Origin of the sequence: Rathayibacter sp. VKM Ac-2760 (assembly GCF_009834185.1) — a bacterium.
Classification (GTDB): Bacteria; Actinomycetota; Actinomycetes; order Actinomycetales; family Microbacteriaceae; genus Rathayibacter.
The window spans coordinates 3,028,427-3,051,663 of record NZ_CP047173.1 but is presented as its reverse complement, the minus strand read 5'-3'; the positions used below and the strand labels follow the sequence as shown (position 1 = coordinate 3,051,663).

Here is a 23,237-nt window from a genome sequence, read left to right as displayed (position 1 = left end):
GAACCGATGACCGACATCGACTGGGAGGCGCTGCGCACGGCGGCCCTCGACGCCATGGGCCACGCCTACGTGCCGTACTCGAAGTTCCCCGTGGGCGTCGCCGCACTGGTCGACGACGGCCGGGTGATCTCGGGCTGCAACGTCGAGAACGCCTCCTACGGCCTGACTCTCTGCGCCGAGTGCGCGCTGGTGTCGTCGCTGCACATGACCGGCGGCGGCCGGCTCGTCGCCTTCACCTGCGTCGACGGCAAGGGCGGCGTGCTGATGCCCTGCGGGCGCTGCCGCCAGCTGCTCTTCGAGCACTCCGCCGACGGGATGCTCCTGCAGACCGTCTCGGGAGTGAAGACGATCGACGAGGTCATCCCCGACGCCTTCGGCCCGCGCACCCTCGAGGCGTACGCGGCCGAGTAGTCCCCGTGGTCCGCCGCGCCACCGCCTCCCGCTCCCACTCCTGAACCGAGGACCCCGCATGACCCCGCCCACCCCCGTCGAGGCGTTCGACGCCGTCGACCTCATCCGCACCAAGCGCGACCGCGGCACGCTCTCGACCGCGCAGATCGACTGGCTGATCGACGCCTACACCCGCGGCTACGTCCAGGGGGAGCAGATGGCCGCGTTCGCGATGGCCGTGCTGCTCAACGGGATGGACCGCGACGAGATCCGCGACCTGACGCTGGCGATGATCGCGAGCGGCGAGCGGATGAGCTTCGACGGCCTCGGCAAGCGGACCGTCGACAAGCACTCCACCGGCGGCGTGGGGGACAAGATCACGCTGCCGCTGATGCCGCTGGTCGCCTCCTTCGGCGTCGCGGTGCCGCAGCTCTCGGGCCGCGGCCTCGGTCACACCGGCGGCACGCTCGACAAGCTCGAGGCGATCCCGGGCTGGCGGGCCGACCTCAGCAACGAGGAGATGTTCGAGCAGCTGCGCACGGTCGGCGGCGTGATCTGCGCCGCGGGCTCCGGCCTCGCTCCGGCCGACAAGAAGCTCTACGCGCTGCGCGACATCACCGGCACCGTCGAGGCGATCCCGCTGATCGCCTCCTCGATCATGTCGAAGAAGATCGCGGAGGGGACCGACGCCCTGGTCCTGGACGTCAAGTTCGGCTCCGGTGCGTTCATGACCGACATCGAGCGCTCGCGCGAGCTGGCCCGCGCGATGGTCGACCTCGGCAACGACGCCGGCGTCCGCACCACCGCGCTGCTGACCAACATGAACGTGCCGCTCGGCCTCGCGATCGGCAACGCCAACGAGGTCCGCGAGTCGGTCGAGGTGCTCGCCGGCGGCGGGCCGGCGGACGTGCGCGAGCTGACCCTCGCGCTCGCCCGCGAGATGCTGGCGCTCGCCGGCCTGCCCGACGCCGACGTCGAGGGTGCGCTCGACGGCGGCGCGGCGATGGACACCTGGCGCGCGGTGATCCGCGCCCAGGACGGCGACCCGGACGGCGCGCTGCCGGTCGCCCGCGAGACGCACGTCGTGCTGGCCGAGCGCGACGGGGTGCTCGTCGAGCAGCGGGCGCTGCCGTTCGGCATCGCGGCCTGGCGCCTCGGCGCCGGCCGGGCGCGCCAGCAGGACGCGGTGCAGCACGCGGCCGGCATCGACCTGCACGCGAAGCCGGGCGATCGAGTGCGGGCCGGGCAGCCGCTGTTCACGCTCTCCGCCGACGAGCCGTCGCGCTTCGCCCGCGCGCTCGAGGCGCTCGAGGGCTCCTACCGCGTGGGCGACGAAGGCGACGTGGTCCTCGACGGCGGCCCGCTGGTGGCGGAGCGCATCGCCTGACCCTCGCGTCGTGCGTCGTGCGTCGTGCGTCGCCTGCAGCCCGCCGGAGAACTTCGGCTCGCGGAACGGCGTCCGGCACGCGGAGTCCGCGGATTCCGGCGTGCCGGACATGTTTCCGCGTGCCGGAGGTGGACGTGGTCGATGTTCGGCTCGTGGAACCGGCTTGGGCTCGCAGGATGTGCTGATTCCGGCGTGCCGGAGGTGTTTCCGCGTGCCGGAGGTGGGCGTGGTCGACGTTCGGCTCGTGGAACAGTCCTGGGCTCGCAGGATGTGCCGGTTCCAGCGAGCCGGAGGTGCTTCCGCGTGCCGGAGGTGGACGTGGTCGACGTTCGGCTCGTGGAACAGGCTTGGGCTTGTGGGATGTGCTGATTCCAGCGTGCCGGAGGTGCTTCCGCGGGCCGGAGGTGGACGCGGTCGACGTTCGGCACGTGGAACAGTCCTGGGCTCGCGGGATGTGCCGGTTCCAGCGAGCCAGAGGTGTTTCCGCCTGCCGGGGTTGGGCGTGGTCGACGTTCGGCTCGTTAAACAGGCTTGGGCTAGCGGGATGCGCTGATTCCAGCGTGCCGGAGGTGTTTTTGCGAGCCGGAGGTGGTTGAGGCGGACGTTCGGCTCGCGGAACAGGCTCGGGCTCGCGGGATGCGCTGATTCCAGCGTGCCGGAGGTGTTTCCGCGTGCCGGAGGTCGGGCGGGCGGTACCGCGGGCGTCCGACCCGGACGGGGTGGCGGCCTCGGCGGAGGGCCGCGCCGGGCGGCACCGTAAGGTGGTCGGCGAACCGTCGACCGACCGGAGGAGCACCGTGACCGACAGCAACGAGGAGTACCTCCTCCCCGGCGAGGGCATCCTCATCGACGACCTGCCGAAGGTCTCGCTGCACGACCACCTCGACGGCGGTCTCCGCCCCGCGACCATCGTCGAGATCGCCGCGGAGACGGGCGTGCCGCTCCCCGCCGCGGACCCCGAGGTGCTCGAGCGCTGGTTCACGACCACCGCCGACTCCGGCTCGCTGACCGACTACCTCGCCACCTTCGAGACCACCATCGCCGTCATGCAGTCGGCGGCCTCGCTCGAGCGGGTCGCCCGCGAGTTCGTGCTCGATCTCGCGGCCGACGGAGTCGTCCACGGCGAGATCCGCTGGGCGCCCGAGCAGCACCTCCGCGCGGGCCTCACCCTCGACGCCGCCGTCGAAGCGGTCCAGGAGGGGCTCCAGCAGGGCGTGCAGGAGGCGGCCGCCCACGGGCAGCGCCTCGGCGTCGGCCAGCTGATCACCGCGATGCGGCACGGCGACCGCTCGCTCGAGATCGCCGAGCTGGCGCTGCGCCACCGCGAGCGCGGCGCGATCGGCTTCGACATCGCCGGCGCGGAGGAGGGCTTCCCCGCGTCGCGGCACCGCCCCGCCTTCGAGCTGCTCGCCGCCGCCCACTTCCCCACGACCGTCCACGCGGGCGAGGCGGACGGCCTCGACAGCATCCGCTCCGCGCTCCTCGACGGCCGCGCGCTCCGCCTCGGCCACGGCGTGCGCCTCGCCGAGGACATCAGCATCGAGCGGCAGGACGACGACGCCAGCTACGTCACCCTCGGCGAGCTCGCCGAGTGGGTGAAGGACCGGCGGATCGCGCTCGAGCTGAGCCCGTCCTCCAACCTGCAGACCGGTGCGGTCGCCGCGTGGGGCGACGAGCTGGCCGACCACCCGTTCGACCTGCTCTACCAGCTCGGCTTCCGCGTCACCGTCAACACCGACAACCGTCTGATGAGCGGCACGACCCTCAGCCGCGAGCTCGCCCTGCTCTCCGACGCGTTCGGCTACGACCTCGACGACCTCGAGGTGTTCCAGATCAACGCCGCCGAGGCGAGCTTCCTGCCGCTCGACGAGCGCCGCGAGCTGATCGACACGATCAGCGCCGGCTTCGAGGCGGCCTGAGCATGCCCCTCGACCCGCTGCCCGACGCCGCGGTGGCCCTGCGCCACCCGGCCGGCAGCTGGCGCGAGGCGGTGCTGGAGGCGGGCCGCGCCCTCGAGCGCAGCGGTGCCGTCGACGCGGCCTACTCCCGCCGCATGGTCGAGCAGATCGACGTGCTCGGGCCCTACATCGTCATCGCGCCCGGACTCGCCCTCGCCCACGCCCGCCCGGGCAACGACGTGCTCGCCGACGGGATCTCCGTCGTCACCCTCGCCGAACCCGTCGCCTTCGGCCACAGCACCAACGACCCCGTCTCGGTCGTCATCGGCATCGCCGCGACCCAGGCGCACGGCCATGTCGGCTTCGTCTCCGGCCTCGCCGACGTCCTCAGCCGCCCGGACGCGGTCGGCGCGCTCGCCGCCGCCCGCACCGTCCGCAGCATCAACGCCGTCCTCACCGACGACACCCCGCACCACGGAAGAAGCGCATGAAGATCGTCACCCTCTGCGGCGCCGGAATCGGCACCTCCGCCATCCTCAAGCTCGGCGCCGAGCGCGCCCTCGAAGCGCTCGACCTCGACGCCGAGGTCGTCGCGTCCGACCTCGCCTCCGTCGACGCGCTCGCCGCCGACGCGCAGGTCATCCTCACCTCCCGGGAGCTCCTCGACAAGATCGGCAAGACCTTCGCCGAGGTCGTCGTCATCGACAACTACCTCGACCAGACCGAGATCACGGAGAAGATCGAGCGGGCGCTCGGTTGATCCGCCGGAGGCGGATCAGCCGAGCGCCTGCCGTTTTCTGAGCCGCTCCCCGCGCGGCTCAGCGCCGTCGGCACCGTGCCGTTTTCTGAGCCGCCCCTTGTGCGGCTCAGCGCGGTCGGCTCCTCGGGATGGTGCGTTCCGTGGAGCGGGTCGCGTCGCGCTGTCTCGAATCGCTGGCACGCGATTCTCGATCGCGCGCTCCGCACTGCGGTCGTCGTTGATGGGCCGCCTTCGTGCGCTCCGGCTTTTGTCGAGGGGTTTCTGCATCGATTGAGGCGACCTTTCGGGGCCACCACGCGCGCCAGGGCGCACTGTTTCGCGCCAGCGGGGAGCGCTCGGTTCGTTGTCTGTCAGCATCCGGTTGACCAATTCGGGTCCACGATGAAGGAACGGACGACTGTGAGTACCGCATTTCGACGCACATTGGCTGGATGGACGACGCTCGGCGTCGTCGCGGGAGGCGCTCTCCTCGGCGCCGCGCCGGCCTTCGCCCAGGAGCAGCCCCCGGCCGCGTCCTCGACGCAGTCCTCGGGAGCGCTCGGCGTTCCGGAGTGGAGTGCCACCGCGACCTACCTCGGCGGGCAGCAGGTGACCCGCGACGGGAAGCTGTACACCGCCGGCTGGTGGACCAACGGCGACGACCCGCGACTGGTGTCGGGCGCGATCGGGTCCGGCAAGGTCTGGGCGCCGGCGAAGGCGGTCCTCCGCCCGGCCGCTGCTCCCGCGCCCGTCGCTGCTCCCACGCCCGTCGCCGTCCCCGCGCCGAGCGCCGCCCCGGCCGCGGCCGCGGCCCCGTCTGCTCCGATCGCCGGGATCGACGGCGTGTCCGGGTGGAGTGCGGCCGCGACGTACACCGGTGGCCAGCAGGTCGCCCGCGACGGCAAGCTCTACACCGCCGGCTGGTGGACCAGCGGCCAGGATCCCCGCCAGGACTCCGGTCCGATCGGCTCCGGCAAGGTGTGGCAGCCCGCGACCGCTGTGACGACGCCGAAGCCGCCCGCGGCCCCCGCTCCCACCGCGACCCCGGCTCCCAGCAAGGCGCCCGCGGCCCCGGCTCCCACCACGGCGCCGGCGACCCCGTCCGTCCCCGCGCCGGCGAAGACGATCGCGCCCCCGCCCCCGGCGGCTCCCTCCGGCACCCCGGTGACCGGGACGGCGCCGGCGGTCCTCGCCTCCGGGTACAAGGACGTCACCATCAACATGGACTGGAACACCAACCAGCTGCGCACCGTGCACAACGGGCGCATCATCCCGCTCGTGGGCGCCGACTCCTGGGCGAGCAGGACGGGCAGCCGCGCCGTCACGCTCGGTTTCGCGACCGGGGCCGGTGACGACCCGAACTGGGCAGGGATCTCGGCGACGGCCTTCAAGCGCTCGATCGATCAGCTGACCGCCGCGAACGTCGACTACGTCCTCTCCACCGGAGGCAACGCCGGTGTGTTCACCGCGAACGCCGAGCAGCTCGACTCCTTCATCAGCCGCTACGCCTCGAAGAACCTGATCGGCGTCGACTTCGACATCGAGCGCCAGCAGACTCCCGAGCAGATCCAGGAGCTCGTCCACGCCGCCGCCGTCGCCGAGGTGAAGTACCCGAGGCTCCGCTTCTCGTTCACCCTCGCCACCCTGGCGGCGTCGGACGGCTCGAAGGGCAGCCTCAACGGGCTCGGCGTCACGACCGTCGACGCCATCAAGGCGTCAGGTCTGAAGAACTACACGGTCAACCTCATGACGATGGACTACGGCGGAAAGAACACCGGAGCCGCCGTCATGCGGACGGACACGGCGGGGAACATCCTCTCCACCGACATGGGCGCGTCCGCCATCCAGGCAGCCCGCAATGTGAACGAGAAGTTCGGCATCCCGTTCTCGAAGCTGGAGCTGACGCCGATGATCGGCGTCAACGACGTCACCGAGGAGGTCACCACCCCCGAGGACCTCGCGGCGATCGCCGCGTTCGTGAAGGCCGAGGGTCTCGCCGGTCTCCACCACTGGTCCATCGACCGCGACACCCCCTCGACGCTCGGCTCCGTCTCGCCGTCGGGCTCCGGCACGAGTAACGCCTCCGCCGCCTACACCGCGATCCTCAACCGCGTCGGCTGACCAGCGTCGTCGGGCCGACCGCCCGGCGGCGATGCGCTGACGCGGACCGCGTCCCCCGAGCCGCAGCGAACGCTGCGACCGGGGGACGCGGTCCGTCTTCCGCCCGTGTTCCGATTCCCGCGGCCGCGGCACCCGCAGCGGCCGCCCCTCGCGCGGTGCCCTCTCCCGGTCACTGCGCCACCCTCCCAGGAGATCTCACACCCATGTCAGCACCCGAACCCTCGAGAAGCCCCTCCCGGGCCGGCCGGACGCGCCCCTCGGTCGTCCTCCGCAAGGTCCTGTTCGTGCTCGCCGTCGCCGCGTCCGTCGTCGTCGGCGTCGTCGCCGCGACCGTCGCGGCGGCCCTCGCACTCACCGCGTCGCTGCCGGTCGCGGTGATCGTCTGGATCGTTCTGTCACTCGTGGTGGTGTTCCTGCTGGTCGTGGCGGCACAGCGGATCCTGCCGCGTCGGCCGCGCCCGGTCCGGCGCCTCGTTCGCCTGCGCGTCCCGGTGGCCGTCGCCGTCGTCGCGACGATCGGCTTCGGTGCTCTCGCCGGCGCCACGGTCCTCGCTCCCGTCACCCGCACTTCCCCGAGCTACAACCCCGTCGCCCCGGCCTACTGGGATCTGTCCACCGGCTCACGGGTGGCGGTCTGGAAGACCGCCGCTGCCGCGCCGTCCGGCTCGGACGTACCGATCGTGTACCTCCACGGCGGCCCCGGCGGGTTCGTCACCCCCGGTGAATTCACCGTCATCCCCAGACTCGCCGAGACCGGACACGACGTGTACATGTTCGACCAGGCCGGCGGCGGCTATTCCCCCGACCTGCCGATCGGCGAGTACTCCCTGGAGCGATCGCTCGCGGACATCGATGCTGTCCGCCAGCAGACGGGGGCGGACCGCGTGATCGTCGTCGGTCACTCCGCAGGAGGCTTCCTCGCCGCGGCCTATGCGGCGGACCACTCGGCCCACGTCGAGAAGGCCGTCTTCATCGCTCCCGGTACCTACGGGCTGTCCCCGGAGGCCCAGGAGATCGACGACCAGGACCTGGCGGCGACGGCCGATGTCGACCAGCGCAGTGCACCGGGGGACGTGCCGACCGAGCAGCCGGGCAATGTCTCGTCACCGCGTGTGTTGGCCGCGCTGGTGGTGCAGCAGCTCATGGGATCCGACGCCGCGCTGAATCTGGCCTCCCAGCAGGACGCCAGGAGCATCCTCACCGCGGAGCTCGGTGCGACCGGCGGACTCAACGTCTACTCGAACCCGATCCTGGCGGCCGACTTCGCCGCGCACTGGGACTCGACGCTCACCGCGCTCCGCACGCTCCACGTGCCGACGATGCTCGTGCGAGCGCAGTTCGACTTCCTGCCCTGGCCCAGCCAGCACACCCTCGGAACCGCGAGCTCCGACGCGCAGACCGTTTACATCCCCGGCGCTGAGCACGCTCCCTGGGTGAAGGCGCCCGAGCTCACTTTCCGTGCGCTGTCGGACTTCATCCTCGGCAAGGCCCAGCCCACCTGCACGGGCACCGCCAACCCCGCACTCGACCCGGCCGCGGGCTGACAGCGCTGCTCCCGGGGCGGGCTCGGCCGGGGAGCCGCCGGCGGCGGACCGTGCCGGTGCGGCCCGACCCGGTGCGGCCCGACCCGGTGCGGCCCGACCGTCAGGCGAGCAGCGCCGCGGCCCCGGTGCGCAGCGCGTCGAGCCGCCGCTGCACGTCGGTCCGGCGGGTGGCCGCCTCCGGCTCGTGCGACCACGCGTCCAGGTACAGCTTCACCTTCGGCTCGGTGCCGCTCGGGCGGGCGATCAGCCGCGCTCCGTCGAGGGAGAAGCGCAGCGCGTCGGTCGGCGGGAGCGCGCCGCCCGCGGCGAGCAGGTCCTCCGTGCGCTCGACGGCGAGCCCGCCGATCGTCGCCGGCGGCGTGCGGCGCAGCCCCGCCATGATCCGGCCGATCTCGGAGAGGTCGGTCACCCGCAGCGAGATCTGCTCCGAGCCGAACAGCCCGAAGCGCTCGGCGAAGGCGTCGAGCTCGTCCGCGATGCTCCGGCCCTCGGCGGCGAGCGACGAGGCCAGGTCGAGGAACGCGAGCGCGGCCGAGATGCCGTCCTTGTCGCGGACCGTCTCGGGGTTCACCAGGTAGCCGAGCGCCTCCTCGTAGCCGAAGACGAGATCGGGGACGCGCGAGATCCACTTGAAGCCGGTGAGCGTCTCGGCGAAGTCCAGCCCGTAGTCGCGGGCGACCGCACCGAGGCCGGGGGAGGAGACGATCGAGCAGGCGAGCGCTCCGCCGACGCGGCCCTCGGTGCGAGCGCGCTCGGCGGCGCGCCAGCCGAGCAGGGCGCCCACCTCGTTGCCGGACAGGCGCCGGAAGCCGTCCTCGGTGGACGCGTCCGGGATCGCCGCGGCGAAGCGGTCCGCGTCCGGGTCGTTGGCGACGATCAGCTGCGCGCGCCCCGAGCGGGCCGTGGCGAAGGCGAGATCGAGTGCGCCCGCCTCCTCCGGATTCGGGAACGCGACCGTCGGGAACGCGGGATCGGGATCGATCTGCTCGACCACCACGGCCGGCTCATCGAAGCCGGCGGCCGAGAGCACGCGGTGCGCCGTCTCCCAGCCCACGCCGTGCATCGCCGTGTAGACGACGCGCAGCGGCTCCGACTGCCGGCCGACGGCCGCCGTCGCCGCGATGTACGCGTCGACGACCGACTCCTCGGCGAGGCGGTACTCCCCGCGCGGCAGCTCGGTGACCCGCCGCGTCGTCGCGACCGCGAGGATCCGCTCGGCGATCGTGGAGTCGACCGGCGGCACGATCTGCGAGCCGTCGTCCTCGCCGCCGAGGTAGACCTTGTAGCCGTTGTCCTGCGGCGGGTTGTGGCTCGCCGTCACCATCACGCCGGCGTCGGCGCCGAGGTGGCGCACGGCGAAGGCGAGCACGGGAGTGGGCAGCAGGCGGGGGAGGAGGACCGCGTCGGCGCCCGCGCCCGCCATCAGGGCGGCCGAGTCCTCGGCGAAGACGCGCGAGTTCTTCCGCCCGTCGTAGCCGATCACGATCACGGGGCGCTCGAGGCCCTGCGCGAGCAGGTGGTCGGCGAGGCCGACGGCCGCCTGCGAGACCAGCACGCGGTTCATCCGGTTGGAGCCGGCGGCGATCGCGCCGCGCAGGCCCGCGGTGCCGAAGGCGAGGCGCTCGCGGAAGCGGTCCTCCAGCTCGGCCGCGGCGGCCGGATCGCCCGCCGCGTCGGCGGTCAGCAGGTCGACCAGCTCCTGCCGGGTCTCGGCGTCGGGGTCCTGCGCGAGCCAGTCCTCGGCCCGCGCGCGGACGTCCGCCGTCACAGCGTGCCCGTGATGCCGGCGAGCAGGCGCGCGAGGTCGTCCTCCGCGTTCCGCCCGGCCTCGAGGACCTCCTCGTGGCTCAGCGGCGTCTTCTGGATGCCCGCCGCCAGGTTCGTGATCAGCGACATGCCCAGCACCTCCATGCCGGCCTCGCGCGCCGCGATCGCCTCGAGCGCGGTGGACATGCCGACGATGTGGCCGCCGATGATCCGCGCCATCTGCACCTCGGCCGGGCTCTCGTAGTGCGGACCGCGGAACTGCACGTAGACGCCGTCGTCCAGGTCGGCCCGGGTCTCGCGGGCGAGGGCGCGCAGGCGAGCGGAGTAGAGGTCGGTGAGGTCGATGAAGGTCGCGCCCTCGAGCGGCGAGTCGGCGGTGAGGTTGATGTGGTCGCTGATCAGCACGGGGGTGCCGGGGGTCCAGTGCTCCTTGATGCCGCCGGCACCGTTGGTGAGGATCATCACCGACGCACCCGCCGCCGCCGCGGTGCGCACGCTGTGCACGACCCGGCGCACGCCGTAGCCCTCGTAGTAGTGGGTGCGGGCGCCGATGATCAGCGCGCGCTTGCCGGTCGGCAGCAGCACCGAGCGGAGGCTGCCGCCGTGCCCGTGCACGGCCGATCTCGTGAAGCCGACGATCTCCGTCGCGTCGACGGTCGCCGTCGTCTCGCCGATCGCGTCCGCGGCCCGGCCCCAGCCGCTGCCGAGGGTGAGCGCGATGTCGTGCTTCTCGACGCCGGTCGCCTCGGCGATCTGCGCGGCGGCCTCGGCGGCGATCGCGAACGGATCGGCGTCGGCGGAGTCGAGGGGATTCGGGGTCTGGTCAGCCATTCCCCCACCCTATCCACGCGGCGCGGGCGGGCGTGGCCGGGCTGCCGAGCCTCCCTGCACCCCCGTCGATTGGGCGAACTCCCAGCGCGGGAGGACAATGGGAGGCATGCCTTACGAGTTCGAGCGCACGCAGCGGATCGCCGTCCTCGGCGGGGGGCCCGGCGGCTACGAGGCCGCCCTCGCCGGAGCCCAGCTGGGTGCCGAGGTCACCCTGGTCGAGCGCGTCGGAGTGGGCGGATCGGCCGTCATCACCGACGTCGTCCCGTCAAAGTCGCTGATCGCGACCGCCGAGGCCACCAACGCGATCGGCGAGGCCGCCGACCTGGGCGTGCAGTTCTTCACCCGCTCGGAGCAGACCAACAAGCCGGTCCGCCCGGAGGTCGCGGTCAACCTCGCCACGGTCAACAAGCGCCTGCTCGGGCTCGCCCGCCAGCAGTCCGAGGACATGCGCGCGAACCTCGTGCACCACGGCGTCCGCATCGTGCAGGGCGACGGGCGGCTCGACGGCTCGAACGCGCTCATCGTCGCGACCGCCCCCGGCGACGAGGGCATGGACTTCGACCGGATCGAGGCCGACACCCTCGTCGTCTCCGTCGGCGCGAGCCCGCGCATCCTCCCCTCCGCCGTCCCCGACGGCGAGCGGATCATGAGCTGGACCCAGCTCTACAACCTCAAGACCGTGCCCGAGCACCTGATCGTCGTCGGCTCCGGCGTCACCGGAGCCGAGTTCGCCTCCGCCTACCGCGCCCTCGGCGCACGGGTCACGCTGATCTCCTCCCGCGACCAGGTGCTCCCCGGCGAGGACGCGGACGCCGCCGCCGTCATCGAGAACGTCTTCAAGCGCAACGGCATGGTCGTGCTCTCCAAGTCGCGCGCCGACCGCGTCGAGCGCACCGAGAAGGGCGTCCGCGCCGTGCTCTCCGACGGCCGCATCGTCGAGGGCTCGCACTGCCTGATGGCCGTCGGCTCGATCCCGAACACCGCCGGCATCGGCCTCGAGGAGGCGGGCGTGCAGCTCACCGAGTCGGGCCACATCCGCGTCAACCGCGTCGCCCGCACGAGCGTGCCCTCCATCTACGCGGCCGGCGACTGCACCACCTTCCTGCCGCTCGCCTCCGTCGCCGCCATGCAGGGCCGCACCGGCGTCTTCCACGCCATGGGCGACGCGGTGAACCCCACCGAGGTGCGCAACGTCGCCGCGAACATCTTCACCCAGCCCGAGATCGCCACCGTCGGCTGGAGCCAGAAGGAGATCGAGGAGGGCATCGCCCAGGGCGAGATCTACAAGCTCCCCCTCGCCGCCAACCCGCGCGCCAAGATGATGGGCATCCGCGACGGCTTCGTGAAGGTCTTCGCCCGCACCGGCTCCGGCACCGTCATCGGCGGCGTCATCGTCGCCCCCAAGGCCAGCGAGCTCATCTTCCCCCTCGCCCTCGCCGTCGAGCACCGCCTCACCGTCGACCAGGTCGCCCGCGCCTTCACCGTCTACCCGAGCCTCACCGGCTCCATCTCGGAGGCGGCGCGCGCCATGCACATCGTCGGCTGACGCCGACGATGTGCGCGCCGTCCTCTGAGCCGCTCCCCGCGCGGCTCAGCGCAGTCGGCTTCGCGACGGGGCGCGTTCCGTAGAGCGGGTCCCGTCGCGCTGCCGAGAAACGCTGGCACGCGTTTCTCGGTCGCGGCGCTCCGCCCGCCTCGCTTCCTGCCGATCGAGTAGCGCGCGGAGCGCGCGTATCGAGATCCGGCGCCGCCCGGCGCGCAGCGTCAGCTGTGGTGCGGTCCCATCGCCGATGGGCGATGAGGGCGGCTCCTGGCTGATGATGTGCTCGTCGAGCGCGTCTGCCGAGCAGGGCGGGTCTCGCCTCCTGCCGATCGAGTAGCGCGCGGAGCGCGCGTATCGAGATCCGGCGCTGCCCGAGGCGCAGTGTCAGCTGTGGTGCGGTGTCATCGCCGATGGGCGATGAGGGCTTTTCGTGGCTGATGTTGTGCTCGTCGAGCGGGTCTGCCGAGCGGGGTGGGTCTCGCTTCTTGCCGATCGAGTAGCGCGCGGAGCGCGCGTATCGAGATCCGGCTCCGCCCGAGGCGCGGCTTCAGCGGTGGTGGTGGGAGCGGCGTCTGACCGCACTGCTGAGTGAGCGAGGGTCTCGATACGCCGCTGCGCGGCTACTCGACCAGCATGAAGGAGGCTTGCTCGACCACGAGAAGCTTCAGGAAGAGCGCGAGACCGAGAAACGCGTGTCAGCGTTTCGAGGCCGCGCGACGCGACCCGCTCTGCGGAACGCACCACGCGAACGAGCCGACCGCGCTGAGCCGCGCAGGGAGCGGCTCAGGAGATGGACAACAAGACGTGCCCCGAGGACACGGTGGTGCCGGCCTCCGCGTTGAGGGAGCGGACGACGCCGTCCTTGTGGGCGGTGAGGGGCTGCTCCATCTTCATCGCCTCGAGGACGACGACGAGGTCGCCGGTGACGACGGTGTCGCCCTCGGCGACGGCGACCTTGACGATGGTCGCCTGCATCGGCGCGGTGACGGAGTCGCCGGTGACGGTGCTGACGGAGGCGGAGCCGCGGCGCTTGGGGGCGGCGGCGGCGGGCCCGCGCGCGGGGCCGGAGCCGACGAGGTCGCCGGGCAGGGTGACCTCGACGCGGCGGCCGTCGACCTCGACGACGACGCTCTGGCGCGCGGCCGGTCCGTCGATCGCGCCGGGCTCGCCGCTCCACGCCTCGATGGTGTTGTCGAACTCGGTCTCGATCCAGCGGGTGTAGATCGAGAACGGCTCGTCGCCGGCGGGGGCGAAGGCCGGGTCGTCGACGATGGCGCGGTGGAACGGCAGCACGGTGGGCAGGCCGGTGACCTCGAACTCGGCGAGGGCGCGGCGGGAGCGCTCGAGTGCCTCGGCGCGGGTGGCGCCGGTGACGATCAGCTTGGCCAGGAGGGAGTCGAACGAGCCCGAGATCACGTCGCCGGCGACGACGCCGGAGTCGACGCGGACGCCGGGTCCGCCGGGCGCCTTGAAGACGTGCACGGGGCCGGGGGCGGGCAGGAAGCCGCGGCCGGCGTCCTCGCCGTTGATGCGGAACTCGAAGGAGTGGCCGCGCGGCTGCGGGTCCTCGTAGTCGAGCAGGCCGCCCTCGGCGAGGCGGAACTGCTCGCGGACGAGGTCGATGCCCGTGACCTCCTCCGAGACGGGGTGCTCGACCTGGAGGCGGGTGTTCACCTCGAGGAAGGAGACGGTGCCGTCCTTGCCGATCAGGAACTCGCAGGTGCCGGCGCCGACGTAGCCGACCTCGCGCAGGATCGCCTTCGAGGCGCGGTACAGCTCGGTGTTCTGCTCGTCGGTGAGGAACGGCGCGGGCGCCTCCTCGACCAGCTTCTGGTGGCGGCGCTGCAGCGAGCAGTCGCGGGTGGAGACGACGACGACGTTCCCGGCGGAGTCGGCGAGGCACTGGGTCTCGACGTGGCGCGGCTGGTCGAGGTACTTCTCGACGAAGCACTCGCCGCGGCCGAAGGCGGCGATCGCCTCGCGGGTGGCGGAGGCGAACATCTCCTCGACCTCGTCGCGCTCGCGGGCGACCTTCAGCCCGCGGCCGCCGCCGCCGAACGCGGCCTTGATGGCGACGGGGAGGCCGAACTGGTCGACGAACTCGAGCACCTCGGCGGCGCCCGAGACGGGGTTCAGGGTGCCGGGGGCGAGCGGCGCTCCCACCTTCTCGGCCACGTGGCGGGCCGAGACCTTGTCGCCGAGGCGCTCGATGGCCTCGGGCGACGGGCCGATCCAGACCAGCCCGGCGTCGATGACGGCGCGGGCGAAGTCGGCGTTCTCGGCGAGGAAGCCGTAGCCGGGGTGCACGGCGTCGGCGCCGGAGCGGCGGGCGATCGAGAGCAGCTTCTCGATGACGAGGTAGGTCTCGGCGCTGGTGGTGCCGCCGAGCGCGTAGGCCTCGTCCGCGAGGCGGCTGTGCACGGCGTCGCGGTCCTGGTCGGCGTAGACGGCGACGGAGGCGATGCCGCTGTCGCGGGCGGCCCGGACGACGCGGACGGCGATCTCGCCTCGGTTGGCGATGAGCACCTTCGTGATACCTGGCATGGTCCCCAACCCTAGAGGGCGCCCCGCGGATGCCCGGCGCGGCTCACCACAAAGAAGCACGGCCCCTTCGTCGGTTCCGCACAAGCGACGGAGATCTGGGTCAGCGGTTCCAGAGCGACGGCCAGGCGACCCCGAGCTCGCGCACGAGCGAGCGCAGCGCCGGGACCGACATCCCGATCACGGTGGACGGGTCGCCCTCGATCGCCGTGATGAAGCCGGCCCCGCGCCCGTCGATCGTGAAGGCGCCCGCGACCTCGAGCGGTTCTCCGGTGGCGACGTAGGCGTCGATCTCGTCGTCGTCGATGTCCGCCGCGAACGAGACGGCGGCGGAGGTGACCGTCCCGGTCTCGGCCACGATCCGCCCGCCGCGGTGGTCGATCAGCCAGTGCCCGGAGTGCAGGCGCCCGGTGCGCCCGCGCTGCGCCCGCCAGCGCTCCCGGGCGCGCTCGGGCTCGTGCGGCTTGCCGTGCACGACGCCGTCGAGCACGAACGCGGAGTCGCCGCCGAGGACGAGACCGTCGACCTCCGGACCGAGGACCGCCGTCGCCTTGGCCCGGGCCAGCAGTGCCACGGTCGCGTCCGCGTCCAGCGGCGCGCCGCGCTCCTGCTCGGCCCGGGCGACGGCGGCGGGCTCGTCGACCTCGGACGGCACGACGACGGGCTCGATCCCGGTGGCCCGCAGCAGCGCGAGCCGAGCGGGGGAGGTGGAGGCGAGATAGAGGCGCACGAGGGCTCCCTGCGGCCGGGCCCACGCTGTGGGATGCTCGACGGATGGCACAGACTCCGCCCCGCGCGTCCGACCGAGCCGCGGGGGCCGACGGAGCACTCGGGACCGAGATCGAGCTCGACATTAGCAACGTCGCCCACGGCGGCGTCTTCGTCGCCCGGCACGATGGCCGCGTCGTCTTCGTCCCGGACGTGCTCCCAGGCGAGCGGATCCGCGCGCGGATCAGCGAGGTCCGGCACGACAGCTTCTGGCGCGGCGAGGCGCTCGAGGTCCTCGAGGCCTCGCCGCACCGCGTCCCGCACGTCTGGGCGCAGGCGAGCATCGACCGGCGGCCGGAGGACCGGGTCGGCGGCGCCGAGTTCGGCCACGCCGCACTCGCGTACCAGCGCGAGCTCAAGCGCGCCGTGCTGATCGACTCCTTCTCCCGCTTCGCCCGCCGCGAGGTCGACGTGGTGGTCGCGCCGGTCGCGGGCGACGACGAGGACGACGGGCTCCGCCGGCGCACCCGCAATCGCCTGCACGTGGACGACTCGGGCCGGGTCGGGCCCTACGCGGCGCGCAGCCACCACGTCGTCACCGTCGACGACCTGCCGCTCGCGACCGCCGCCTCCTCGGCCGCCGCCCCGCTCGACCAGCGCCTCGCGCCCGGCTCGGTCGTCGACCTCGTCGACGCCGCCGGCTCCGAGGGCGCGGCCGTGCTCGTGCACGACCCCTCGGACAAGCGCGCCAGGAGGGACCGCACGGTCGTCTCCGAGTTCGTCGCCGATCGCACCTTCCGCGTCGACCGCTCCGGCTTCTGGCAGGTGCACCGCGGAGCCGCCGCCACCCTCTTCGACGCCGTCCAGGCCGCCGTCGACCCCGCGCTCGCCGATGTCCGCGCCGCGAACCACGACCTCTACGGCGGCGTCGGGCTGCTCGCCGCCGCTCTCGCCGACCACCTCGGCGCCGGAGTCCGCGTCACCAGCGTCGAGAGCGACTCCCGCGCCACCGAGCACGCCCTGGAGAACCTCGCCGACCAGGCCGGCGCGCGCGCCGTGACCGCCCGGGTCGACCGCTACCTCCGCGACGCGCTCGCCCAGGCCGACGCCCGCGAGCGAGCGCGCTGGCGGGCCGCGACGGTCGTCCTCGACCCGCCGCGGGCCGGAGCGGGTCGCGCCGTCACCGACGCGCTGATCGAGCTGGCGCCCGCGCAGCTCGTCTACGTCGCCTGCGATCCGGTCGCGCTCGCCCGCGACGTCGGCGCCCTCTCCGCCGGCGGCTACGAGCTCGAGCGGCTCGACGGCTTCGACCTCTTCCCGCACACCTCGCACGTGGAGGCCGTCGCGCGCCTCGTGCGCCGCGCCGGCTGAGCCGCGCGTCGCTAGCATGAGCCCGATGGAGTCCACCGATGATCGCTGAGTCCGCCGGGTCCCCGAGGGTGCGCGTGGCGATCGTCGACGACCACGAGTCGGTCCGCCTGGGCGTCGCCGCCGCCATCGAGAGCGCGGGGATGCAGGTCGTCGCCGCGGCCGAGACGGTGCGGGCGCTCGAGCTGGTGGTCGGCGGGACCGAGATCGAGGTGCTCGTGCTCGACCTCTCGCTCAACGACGGCTCGAGCATCACCGCGAACGTGAAGTGGGGCCAGGTGCGCGGCTCCGCCGTCCTCGTCCACAGCATCGCCGACCGCGTCGTCGCGGTGCGCGAGGCGCTCGCCGCGGGTGCTGCCGGAGTCATCCCCAAGTCCTCGCCGATGTCGACCGTCATCGCGGCGATCCGCACCGTCGCGCGCGGCGAGGTGCTGAACAACCTCGAGTGGGCCTCGGCGATCGACGCGGACGACGACTTCGCGCGGGCCGTGCTCGGCCGCCGCGAGCGCGACGTCCTGCACCTCTACGCCTCCGGGCTGCCGCTGAAGCTCGTCGCCGACCGGCTGCAGATCTCGGTCTCCACGGCGAAGGAGTACCTCGACCGGATCCGGGACAAGTACGTCGAGATCGGCCGCCCGGCCCCGACGAAGGTCGATCTGCTGCGCCGCGCCGTCGAGGACGGCATCCTCCCGGGCATCGATCCGGACGACGGCGATGCCTCCCGCTGAGGTCGTGCCCGCGCGCGCACCGGCGAACCGCGAGCGCATCGACCGGATCATCAGCACCGTCGTCTCGTTCTTCGGCTTCGGCTTCGCCCTGCAGACCGTCCCGCCGATCCTCGGCCAGCTGCCGGTGCTGCGGCCGGAGGTCGCCTGGCCCGTCCTCGCCGTCGTCTTCGGGGCGCTGGCCGCGTCGGTGGTGACGGCGATGCTGCGCCGCGGCACGCAGACGAGCGGAGCCGTCGTGGCCGCCTCGCTCCTGCTCGCGCTGCTCACCTGGCCGCTGTCGATCCGTCCCGACGCCGTCGCGCAGGAGACGCCGTGGATCTGGTACCTCCTCACCATCGGCACCGCCTTCTGCACGATCGTCGCGCCGCTGCGCCTCGCCATCGCCTACGCCTTCGTCACCACCGCCCTCTTCGGCGTCCTGCGGGTGCTGCCCTCGGGCGGCGGGGCCTCGCCGACCCGCGCCGTGCTCGACGCCGTGTACGTCGGGATCGTCGGCTTCGTGATGCTGGTGCTGATCGCGGTGCTCCGGCAGTCGGCGGACGCCGTGGACCGCGCGCAGAAGACCGCGATGGACGAGTACGAGGCGGCGATGCGCCAGCACGCCGGCGAGGTGGAGCGGGTCGAGGTCGACGCGCTCGTGCACGACAACGTGCTCGCCACGCTGCTCGCGGCGGCGACGGCCGAGTCGCCGGCCGAGCGGGCGCTCGTCTCCTCGATGGCGCGGCAGACGCTCGCGGTGCTGCTGCCCGACGACGAGTCCGAGCTCGCCGTGGGGGAGGTGCCGCTCGAGCTGCTCGAGCGCCAGCTCGCCCACGCCGCGTCGACCTTCGTCGCCGACTGCGAGGTCGTCGTCGACCCGGCGGCCGATCCGCGGACCACGACGATGCCGCGCCCGGTCGCCGAGGCGGTGCTCGGCGCGGTCTGGCAGGCCCTGACCAACAGCGTCCAGCACGCCGGACCGAGCGACTCGGTCCGCCGCACCGTCCGCGGCAGGATCGCCGCCTGCTCCATCGAGGTGGTCGTCGAGGACGACGGCCGCGGCTTCCTCCTGGCCGACGTCCCGCGGGAGCGCCTGGGCATCCGGCTCTCGATCGTGGAGCGCGTGCACCGCGCAGAGGGCTCGGCGCGGGTCGACACCGTCCCGGGCGAGGGGACGCGGGTCGTCGTCGCCTGGCCGGCCCGCGGGGGGAGCCGCTCGTGATCGCGTATCCGCGGCCGCTCCTGTACGCGCTGGGCGCGGGGTTCTCGGTGTACCACGTCGTCCTCGCCTTCTTCTCGTACCGCTCCGCGCCCGCGACCCCCGCCGACCTGATCGCCGTCGTGCTCTACATCGCCGCCACCGTCGTGGCACTGCGACCGGGCAGGGCGACGCGCATGCACCCCGTGGTCGCCGCGGCGGTGACGGTGATCGCCGTGGCGCTGCCGCTGCTGGTCGCGCCGTCGCTGGATCCCGGCGCCTCGAACGGCTACTCCACCTGGTACATCGCGGCGGTCGGCACGCTGATGACGATCGTCTGCGCTCGGCAGCGCCCGCTGGCGGCGTGGGCCGGGGTCGCCTTCCTGATCGTGCACACGATCGTCTGGGCGGGTCCGGTCGCCCTCGCCACCCTCGGCGTGGTCGGCAGCATCGCCTGGGTGGGCATCGCCCAGCTCCTGATCATCGAGCTCGGCCGCGCCGGCTCCGAGGCGCGCGTGCTCGAGGCCGCCGAGCGGGCCGCGGCCTCGTGGCGGGCGGCGGAGGAGGCGCACCTCACCGAGCGCGAGGTGCGGCTCGAGCAGACCCGCGCCATCGCCTCCGACATGCTGCTGCGCATCGCGACGAGCGCCCGGGGCCTCACCGACGAGGAGCGCCGCGAGTGCGGGCTGCTCGAGGCGTCCGTCCGCGACGAGATCCGGGGGCGGCGGCTGCTCGACGACGACGTCCGCCGGCTGGTGCTCGATGCGCGACGCCGCGGAGTGACGGTCTCGGTGCTCGACGACGGCGGGCTCGACCGGACCTCGGAGGAGGAGAGCCGGCGCGTTCTGAGCGAGCTGGCCCACGCCCTCGGCGGGATCGGCGAGGGCGTCGACCGCGTGGTCGTCCGCACCGCCTCGGCCGATTCGCCGTCCGCGGTGACGGTCGTGGGGCTGCGGACCGCCGGCGACGGCAGTGCCGGGGCGCTCGGCTCGGACGACGCGGGCGACGAGGTCGACGCGTGGGTCGAGATCCGCCGCGACGAGCCGCGCGGCTCCGAGGACTGAGCGGACCCGCGAGTCGCGCTCGGCGGCGCGGCACCGGCCGGCGCGGCACCGACTCGTGCGGCACCGGTCCGAGCGGCACCGGTTAAAAGAGTGCGGCGGGCTGTCCGCTCCTCCGAAGAGGGGGCCCAGCCCGCCGTCAAACCCCGAGTGAGGGTGACAACCCGAATGTCACCCTCACTCGCCCCCAAAACACCCGCCTGCTTACCCTGGTCGGCGAGTGATTGGCGATGCCCCCTCCGAGGAGTGAACACCTAACACGGATAATCATGTCCGGGACGGCGAAGGGCAGGTAGTCGGCACTTTAGGGGACTAATCGGGGGACAAAATTCACGTTCTGCGCGACGCTTGCCCGGGATCGGAGCCGGAACCTCCTCCGAAGGTCCTCAGCCGGAGAACGAGCGCCAGGCGCCGGGCGCCGGCCGGAGCGGGGAGCGGACGGCCGCGGCGCGGTCGCTCCACCCTCCGCTGAGCACGACCGGCACCTCCGCGACGGGCTGCGACTGCGCCGCCAGCGCGGTCACGACGGCCGTCACCGCGGCGATCTCGCGGGCGTCGAGACCCGGGGTGGCGATGACGACGGCGGGGGCGGAATCGGGAGCGGTCATGCCGCGACGGTACCGCATGCCGTTCCCGGCCCGCGGCACGCGGCGGTGACTATGCTGACGCCGGACGCCGCCGGAGCGACGCCCTCACCGTCGCCGAACAGGAGTGGTCTCGCATGCCGTCGTGGTTCCCGAGGCGAGGCGGCGCAGGTCGCGGAGACAGTGCAGGCTCCACAGGCAGTGCGGGCCCCGGCGACAGCGCAGGCCCGGCGAGCGCCGGGCGCGGCAGCACCGCGCTCCGTCGCGTCGTCGCAGTGGTGCGCTCCTCGCCAGCGGCCTTCGCGACCACGCTGGTGGTCGTCCTCGCGAGCGCCGTGACCGGCACCCTCGTCGGCCAGGCGAGCGAGCAGACCGAGTCCTGGTGGGCGGCGAGCGCGGGCACGATCCTGTCGGGCCGCCCCTGGGCCGCGCTGACCTCGCTGCTGATCGCCTCCGGACCGCCGACCCTCCTGCTCGCCGTGCTGCTCCTCCTGCCCCTGCTGATGGCCGCTGAGCGCCGACTCGGCTCGCGGCGCCTCGTCGTCGCCTTCCTCCTCACCGGGGCGCTCGGCACGGCGCTCGGCACGAGCCTGCAGAGCGTCGGCGCCTCCCTCGGCGAGTGGTGGGCGGGCGACACCGTCGGCGACCGCACCTTCGATCCGCTGATCGGGGCCGTCGGTGCGCTGCTGGCCGCGACCGCCTTCATGGGCGGACTCTGGCGGCGGCGCCTGCGGGTGACGGTCTTCGCGGTCGTGCTGATGTTCGTCCTCTACGCGGGCGACTCGGCGGACGTCTACCGGCTGATCGCGGGAGTGGCGGGCCTGGCGATCGGCGCGGTGATGGCGCACGGCGCGGAGGGGCTGCGGCCGCAGCGGCCGGCACCCAGCTCGCACCGCGAGTCGCGCGCGCTGCTCGCGGCGGTCGTCGCCGTCACCGCCATCGGCCCACTCGTCGCGGTGCTCTCGGACTCGGGCTACGGCCCCTTCTCCTTCCTCGGGCGGCTGCTGCAGAGCGCGTTCACCGGCGCCGACGACCTCGAGGACCCGTGCGGCGGAGCGATCCGGCACTGCGCCCATCACGTGCGGCTGGCGCTCGTCTCGCCGGGGCCGATCCTGCTCACCTTCGTGCCGATGATCCTGCTGCTGGTCGCCGCGTACGGGCTGCGGTCCGGCCGCCGCCTGGGCCTGCTGCTCGCGATCGGCGTGAACGCCGCGATCGCGGTGCTCAACGTCGTCCTGCTGCAGCGCGCCGCCCGGCACCCGGACTTCCAGTACTACGCCGAGTACCTGCTCTGGGTGGCGACGACGGTGATCGTGCCGGTCGCCGTCGTCGCGCTGCTGGCGGCGAGCAGCCGTCACTTCCGGATCCGCGCACCCGAGGCGTCCACCCGCCGCTGGTCGCTCGCGGTCGGGATCGGCTTCGTCGTCTCGCTCGGCGGCTACCTCGCGCTCTCCGCCGCCACTCGGACCAGCTTCGAGCCGGTGCTCGGCATCGGCCGGCTGCTCCTGGACGGGCTGCTGCGCTTCGTGCCGGCCGGCTTCCTCGGCGGGCACGGCCTGCTGGCGGTGCCGCGCGAGCCGATCGCGCGGGTCGTCTTCGAGTGGGTCGGGCCGGTCTTCTGGCTGCTCGTCGTCGTCGCGGTGATCGCGTTGCTCCGGGCGACCGATCTGCAGGGCGTCCGCGGCGACGAGGCGGTCTACCGCCGCCTGCTGGTGCGCCACGGAGCGGGCAGCCTGGGCCACCAGGGCACCTGGCAGGGCAACGAGCACTGGATCGCCCCCGACGGCGAGGGCGGCGTCGCCTACCGCGTCGTCGGCGGCGTCGCGATCACGCTCTCCGACCCGGCCTGCGCACCCGAGCGCCGCGCCGACGTCGTCGCCGGCTTCGTCCGCTTCTGCGACGAGCGCAGCTGGACGCCGGTCTTCTACAGCGTGCACGACGAGCTGCTGCCCGTGTTCGACGATCTCGGCTGGTCGCGCCTCTCGGTGGGCGAGGAGACGATCATCGAGCTCGGCGCCTTCGAGCTGACGGGCAAGCGCTGGCAGAAGGTGCGCTACCCGCTGACCCGCGCCATCAAGCTCGGCATCGAGCCGGTCTGGACGACCTGGCCGCAGCTGTCGCTCGGAATGGCGAACCAGATCGTCAATCTGTCGGAGAAGTGGGTGTCCGAGAAGGCGCTGCCCGAGATGGGCTTCACCCTCGGCGGGATCGACGAGGCGCGCGACCCCGACGTCGCGCTGCTGCTCGCGGTCGGGCCGGACGGGGTGCTGCAGGGGATCACCAGCTGGCTCCCGGTGCACCGCGACGACCGGATCGTCGGCTGGACGCTCGACTTCATGCGGCGCTCGGACGACGCGATGCCCGGGATCATGGAGTTCCTGATCGCCTCGGCGGCCCTGCGCGCGCAGGAGCAGGGGGCGGAGTTCGTCTCGCTCTCCGGCGCGCCGCTCGCGACGGCTCCCGTGCCGGAGGGGCAGGAGCCGCCGGAGCCGACCGCGCTCTCGGGGCTGCTCGAGTTCCTGGCGCGCACGCTCGAGCCGGCCTACGGCTTCACCTCGCTGTTCCGCTTCAAGGCCAAGTTCCACCCGCGCTACGAGGGGCTCTGGATGGCCTACCCCGACGCCCTGCAGCTGCCGCGGATCGGCGCGGCGATCGGCCGCGCCTACCTGCCGGACGTGTCGCCGCGCGAGGCGCTCGCCTTCGCCCGGGCGCTGGGGGCGAAGCCCGAGGAGAAGGCGCCGCCTGTGGAGAAGCCCGCGCCGCCCGCGGGGAGGCAGCAGCCCGCCGCCGCGCAGCCGACGGCCGAGCGGCCGGCGCCGGCCGAGAAGCAGCCGACCGCCGGCTGATCGC

18 protein-coding genes are annotated in these 23,237 nt (G+C 73.3%); 13 read left to right on the top strand and 5 right to left on the bottom strand.

The features are described from left to right. The first annotated feature begins 6 nt into the window (after positions 1-6). The 7 genes from GSU72_RS13800 (at position 7) to GSU72_RS13770 (ending at position 8,079) form a co-directional block, all read left to right on the top strand. On the top strand, positions 7-411 hold the full coding sequence (locus tag GSU72_RS13800) for a cytidine deaminase (protein ID WP_159985580.1): 405 nt from the start codon (positions 7-9) through the stop codon (positions 409-411). A gap of 58 nt (positions 412-469) precedes the next feature. Then, entirely contained in the window at positions 470-1,777 is a 1,308-nt protein-coding gene (locus GSU72_RS13795; protein WP_159985579.1) for a thymidine phosphorylase, read from the top strand. A gap of 797 nt (positions 1,778-2,574) precedes the next feature. Then, entirely contained in the window at positions 2,575-3,696 is a 1,122-nt protein-coding gene (locus tag GSU72_RS13790) for an adenosine deaminase (protein ID WP_159985578.1), read from the top strand. A gap of 2 nt (positions 3,697-3,698) precedes the next feature. Then, positions 3,699-4,166 carry a PTS sugar transporter subunit IIA gene (locus GSU72_RS13785; protein WP_159985577.1) on the top strand — a complete coding sequence of 156 codons (468 nt, stop codon included), beginning with the start codon at positions 3,699-3,701 and terminating at the stop codon, positions 4,164-4,166. Then, positions 4,163-4,435: a PTS sugar transporter subunit IIB gene (locus GSU72_RS13780; protein WP_159985576.1), complete on the top strand. Its 273-nt coding sequence runs from the start codon at positions 4,163-4,165 to the stop codon at positions 4,433-4,435. The genes GSU72_RS13785 and GSU72_RS13780 overlap by 4 nt, the downstream gene beginning before the upstream one ends. 423 nt (positions 4,436-4,858) lie before the next feature. Continuing rightward, entirely contained in the window at positions 4,859-6,535 is a 1,677-nt protein-coding gene (locus GSU72_RS13775; RefSeq protein ID WP_159985575.1) for a carbohydrate-binding protein, read from the top strand. A 203-nt stretch (positions 6,536-6,738) separates the two neighbouring features. Next, the gene (locus GSU72_RS13770) at positions 6,739-8,079 is read left to right on the top strand and encodes an alpha/beta hydrolase (protein WP_159985574.1); all 1,341 of its coding nucleotides are present in this window, start codon (positions 6,739-6,741) and stop codon (positions 8,077-8,079) included. A gap of 100 nt (positions 8,080-8,179) precedes the next feature. Here the strand turns inward: GSU72_RS13770 and GSU72_RS13765 are convergent, their stop codons facing one another. Together GSU72_RS13765 and GSU72_RS13760 are read right to left on the bottom strand one after the other, a co-directional pair. Further along, positions 8,180-9,847: a phospho-sugar mutase gene (locus GSU72_RS13765; protein ID WP_159985573.1), complete on the bottom strand. Its 1,668-nt coding sequence runs from the start codon at positions 9,845-9,847 to the stop codon at positions 8,180-8,182. Further along, positions 9,844-10,677: a purine-nucleoside phosphorylase gene (locus GSU72_RS13760; protein ID WP_159985572.1), complete on the bottom strand. Its 834-nt coding sequence runs from the start codon at positions 10,675-10,677 to the stop codon at positions 9,844-9,846. The genes GSU72_RS13765 and GSU72_RS13760 overlap by 4 nt, the downstream gene beginning before the upstream one ends. Before the next feature lie 106 nt (positions 10,678-10,783). Here GSU72_RS13760 and GSU72_RS13755 point away from each other — a divergent pair, with 106 nt between their 5' ends. Next, positions 10,784-12,223 carry an NAD(P)H-quinone dehydrogenase gene (locus GSU72_RS13755; protein ID WP_159985571.1) on the top strand — a complete coding sequence of 480 codons (1,440 nt, stop codon included), beginning with the start codon at positions 10,784-10,786 and terminating at the stop codon, positions 12,221-12,223. Between the two features lie 780 nt (positions 12,224-13,003). On the opposite strand, the gene GSU72_RS13750 is transcribed toward GSU72_RS13755, so the two are convergent. Beyond that, the gene (locus GSU72_RS13750) at positions 13,004-14,764 is read right to left on the bottom strand and encodes a biotin carboxylase N-terminal domain-containing protein (RefSeq protein ID WP_159985570.1); all 1,761 of its coding nucleotides are present in this window, start codon (positions 14,762-14,764) and stop codon (positions 13,004-13,006) included. 100 nt (positions 14,765-14,864) lie between these two features. Further along, a complete protein-coding gene (locus GSU72_RS13745) occupies positions 14,865-15,491 on the bottom strand; it encodes a Maf family nucleotide pyrophosphatase (RefSeq protein WP_159985569.1) in 627 nt (208 codons plus the stop codon). Positions 15,492-15,535: 44 nt separating this feature from the next. Here GSU72_RS13745 and GSU72_RS13740 point away from each other — a divergent pair, with 44 nt between their 5' ends. Genes GSU72_RS13740 through GSU72_RS13725 form a run of 4 tightly spaced genes read left to right on the top strand, consistent with a single transcriptional unit; the run spans position 15,536 to position 19,806 of the window. Next, entirely contained in the window at positions 15,536-16,840 is a 1,305-nt protein-coding gene (locus GSU72_RS13740) for a TRAM domain-containing protein (protein ID WP_159985568.1), read from the top strand. Positions 16,841-16,878: 38 nt separating this feature from the next. Continuing rightward, complete coding sequence (locus GSU72_RS13735; RefSeq protein ID WP_159985567.1) at positions 16,879-17,565, top strand: response regulator transcription factor; 687 nt, start codon at positions 16,879-16,881, stop codon at positions 17,563-17,565. Beyond that, the gene (locus tag GSU72_RS13730; RefSeq protein WP_159985566.1) at positions 17,552-18,766 is read left to right on the top strand and encodes an ATP-binding protein; all 1,215 of its coding nucleotides are present in this window, start codon (positions 17,552-17,554) and stop codon (positions 18,764-18,766) included. Before GSU72_RS13735 ends, GSU72_RS13730 begins: the two co-directional genes overlap by 14 nt. Beyond that, on the top strand, positions 18,763-19,806 hold the full coding sequence (locus GSU72_RS13725) for a hypothetical protein (RefSeq protein WP_159985565.1): 1,044 nt from the start codon (positions 18,763-18,765) through the stop codon (positions 19,804-19,806). The genes GSU72_RS13730 and GSU72_RS13725 overlap by 4 nt, the downstream gene beginning before the upstream one ends. Positions 19,807-20,189: 383 nt before the next feature. Here GSU72_RS13725 and GSU72_RS13720 read toward each other — a convergent pair whose 3' ends face one another. After that, positions 20,190-20,411 carry an acyl-CoA carboxylase subunit epsilon gene (locus GSU72_RS13720; protein WP_159985564.1) on the bottom strand — a complete coding sequence of 74 codons (222 nt, stop codon included), beginning with the start codon at positions 20,409-20,411 and terminating at the stop codon, positions 20,190-20,192. Positions 20,412-20,662: 251 nt separating this feature from the next. On the opposite strand from GSU72_RS13720, the gene GSU72_RS13715 reads away from it, so the two are divergent. Beyond that, positions 20,663-23,233, top strand: coding sequence for a DUF2156 domain-containing protein (locus tag GSU72_RS13715; protein ID WP_159985563.1), 2,571 nt, complete (start codon positions 20,663-20,665; stop codon positions 23,231-23,233). Positions 23,234-23,237 lie beyond the last annotated feature (4 nt).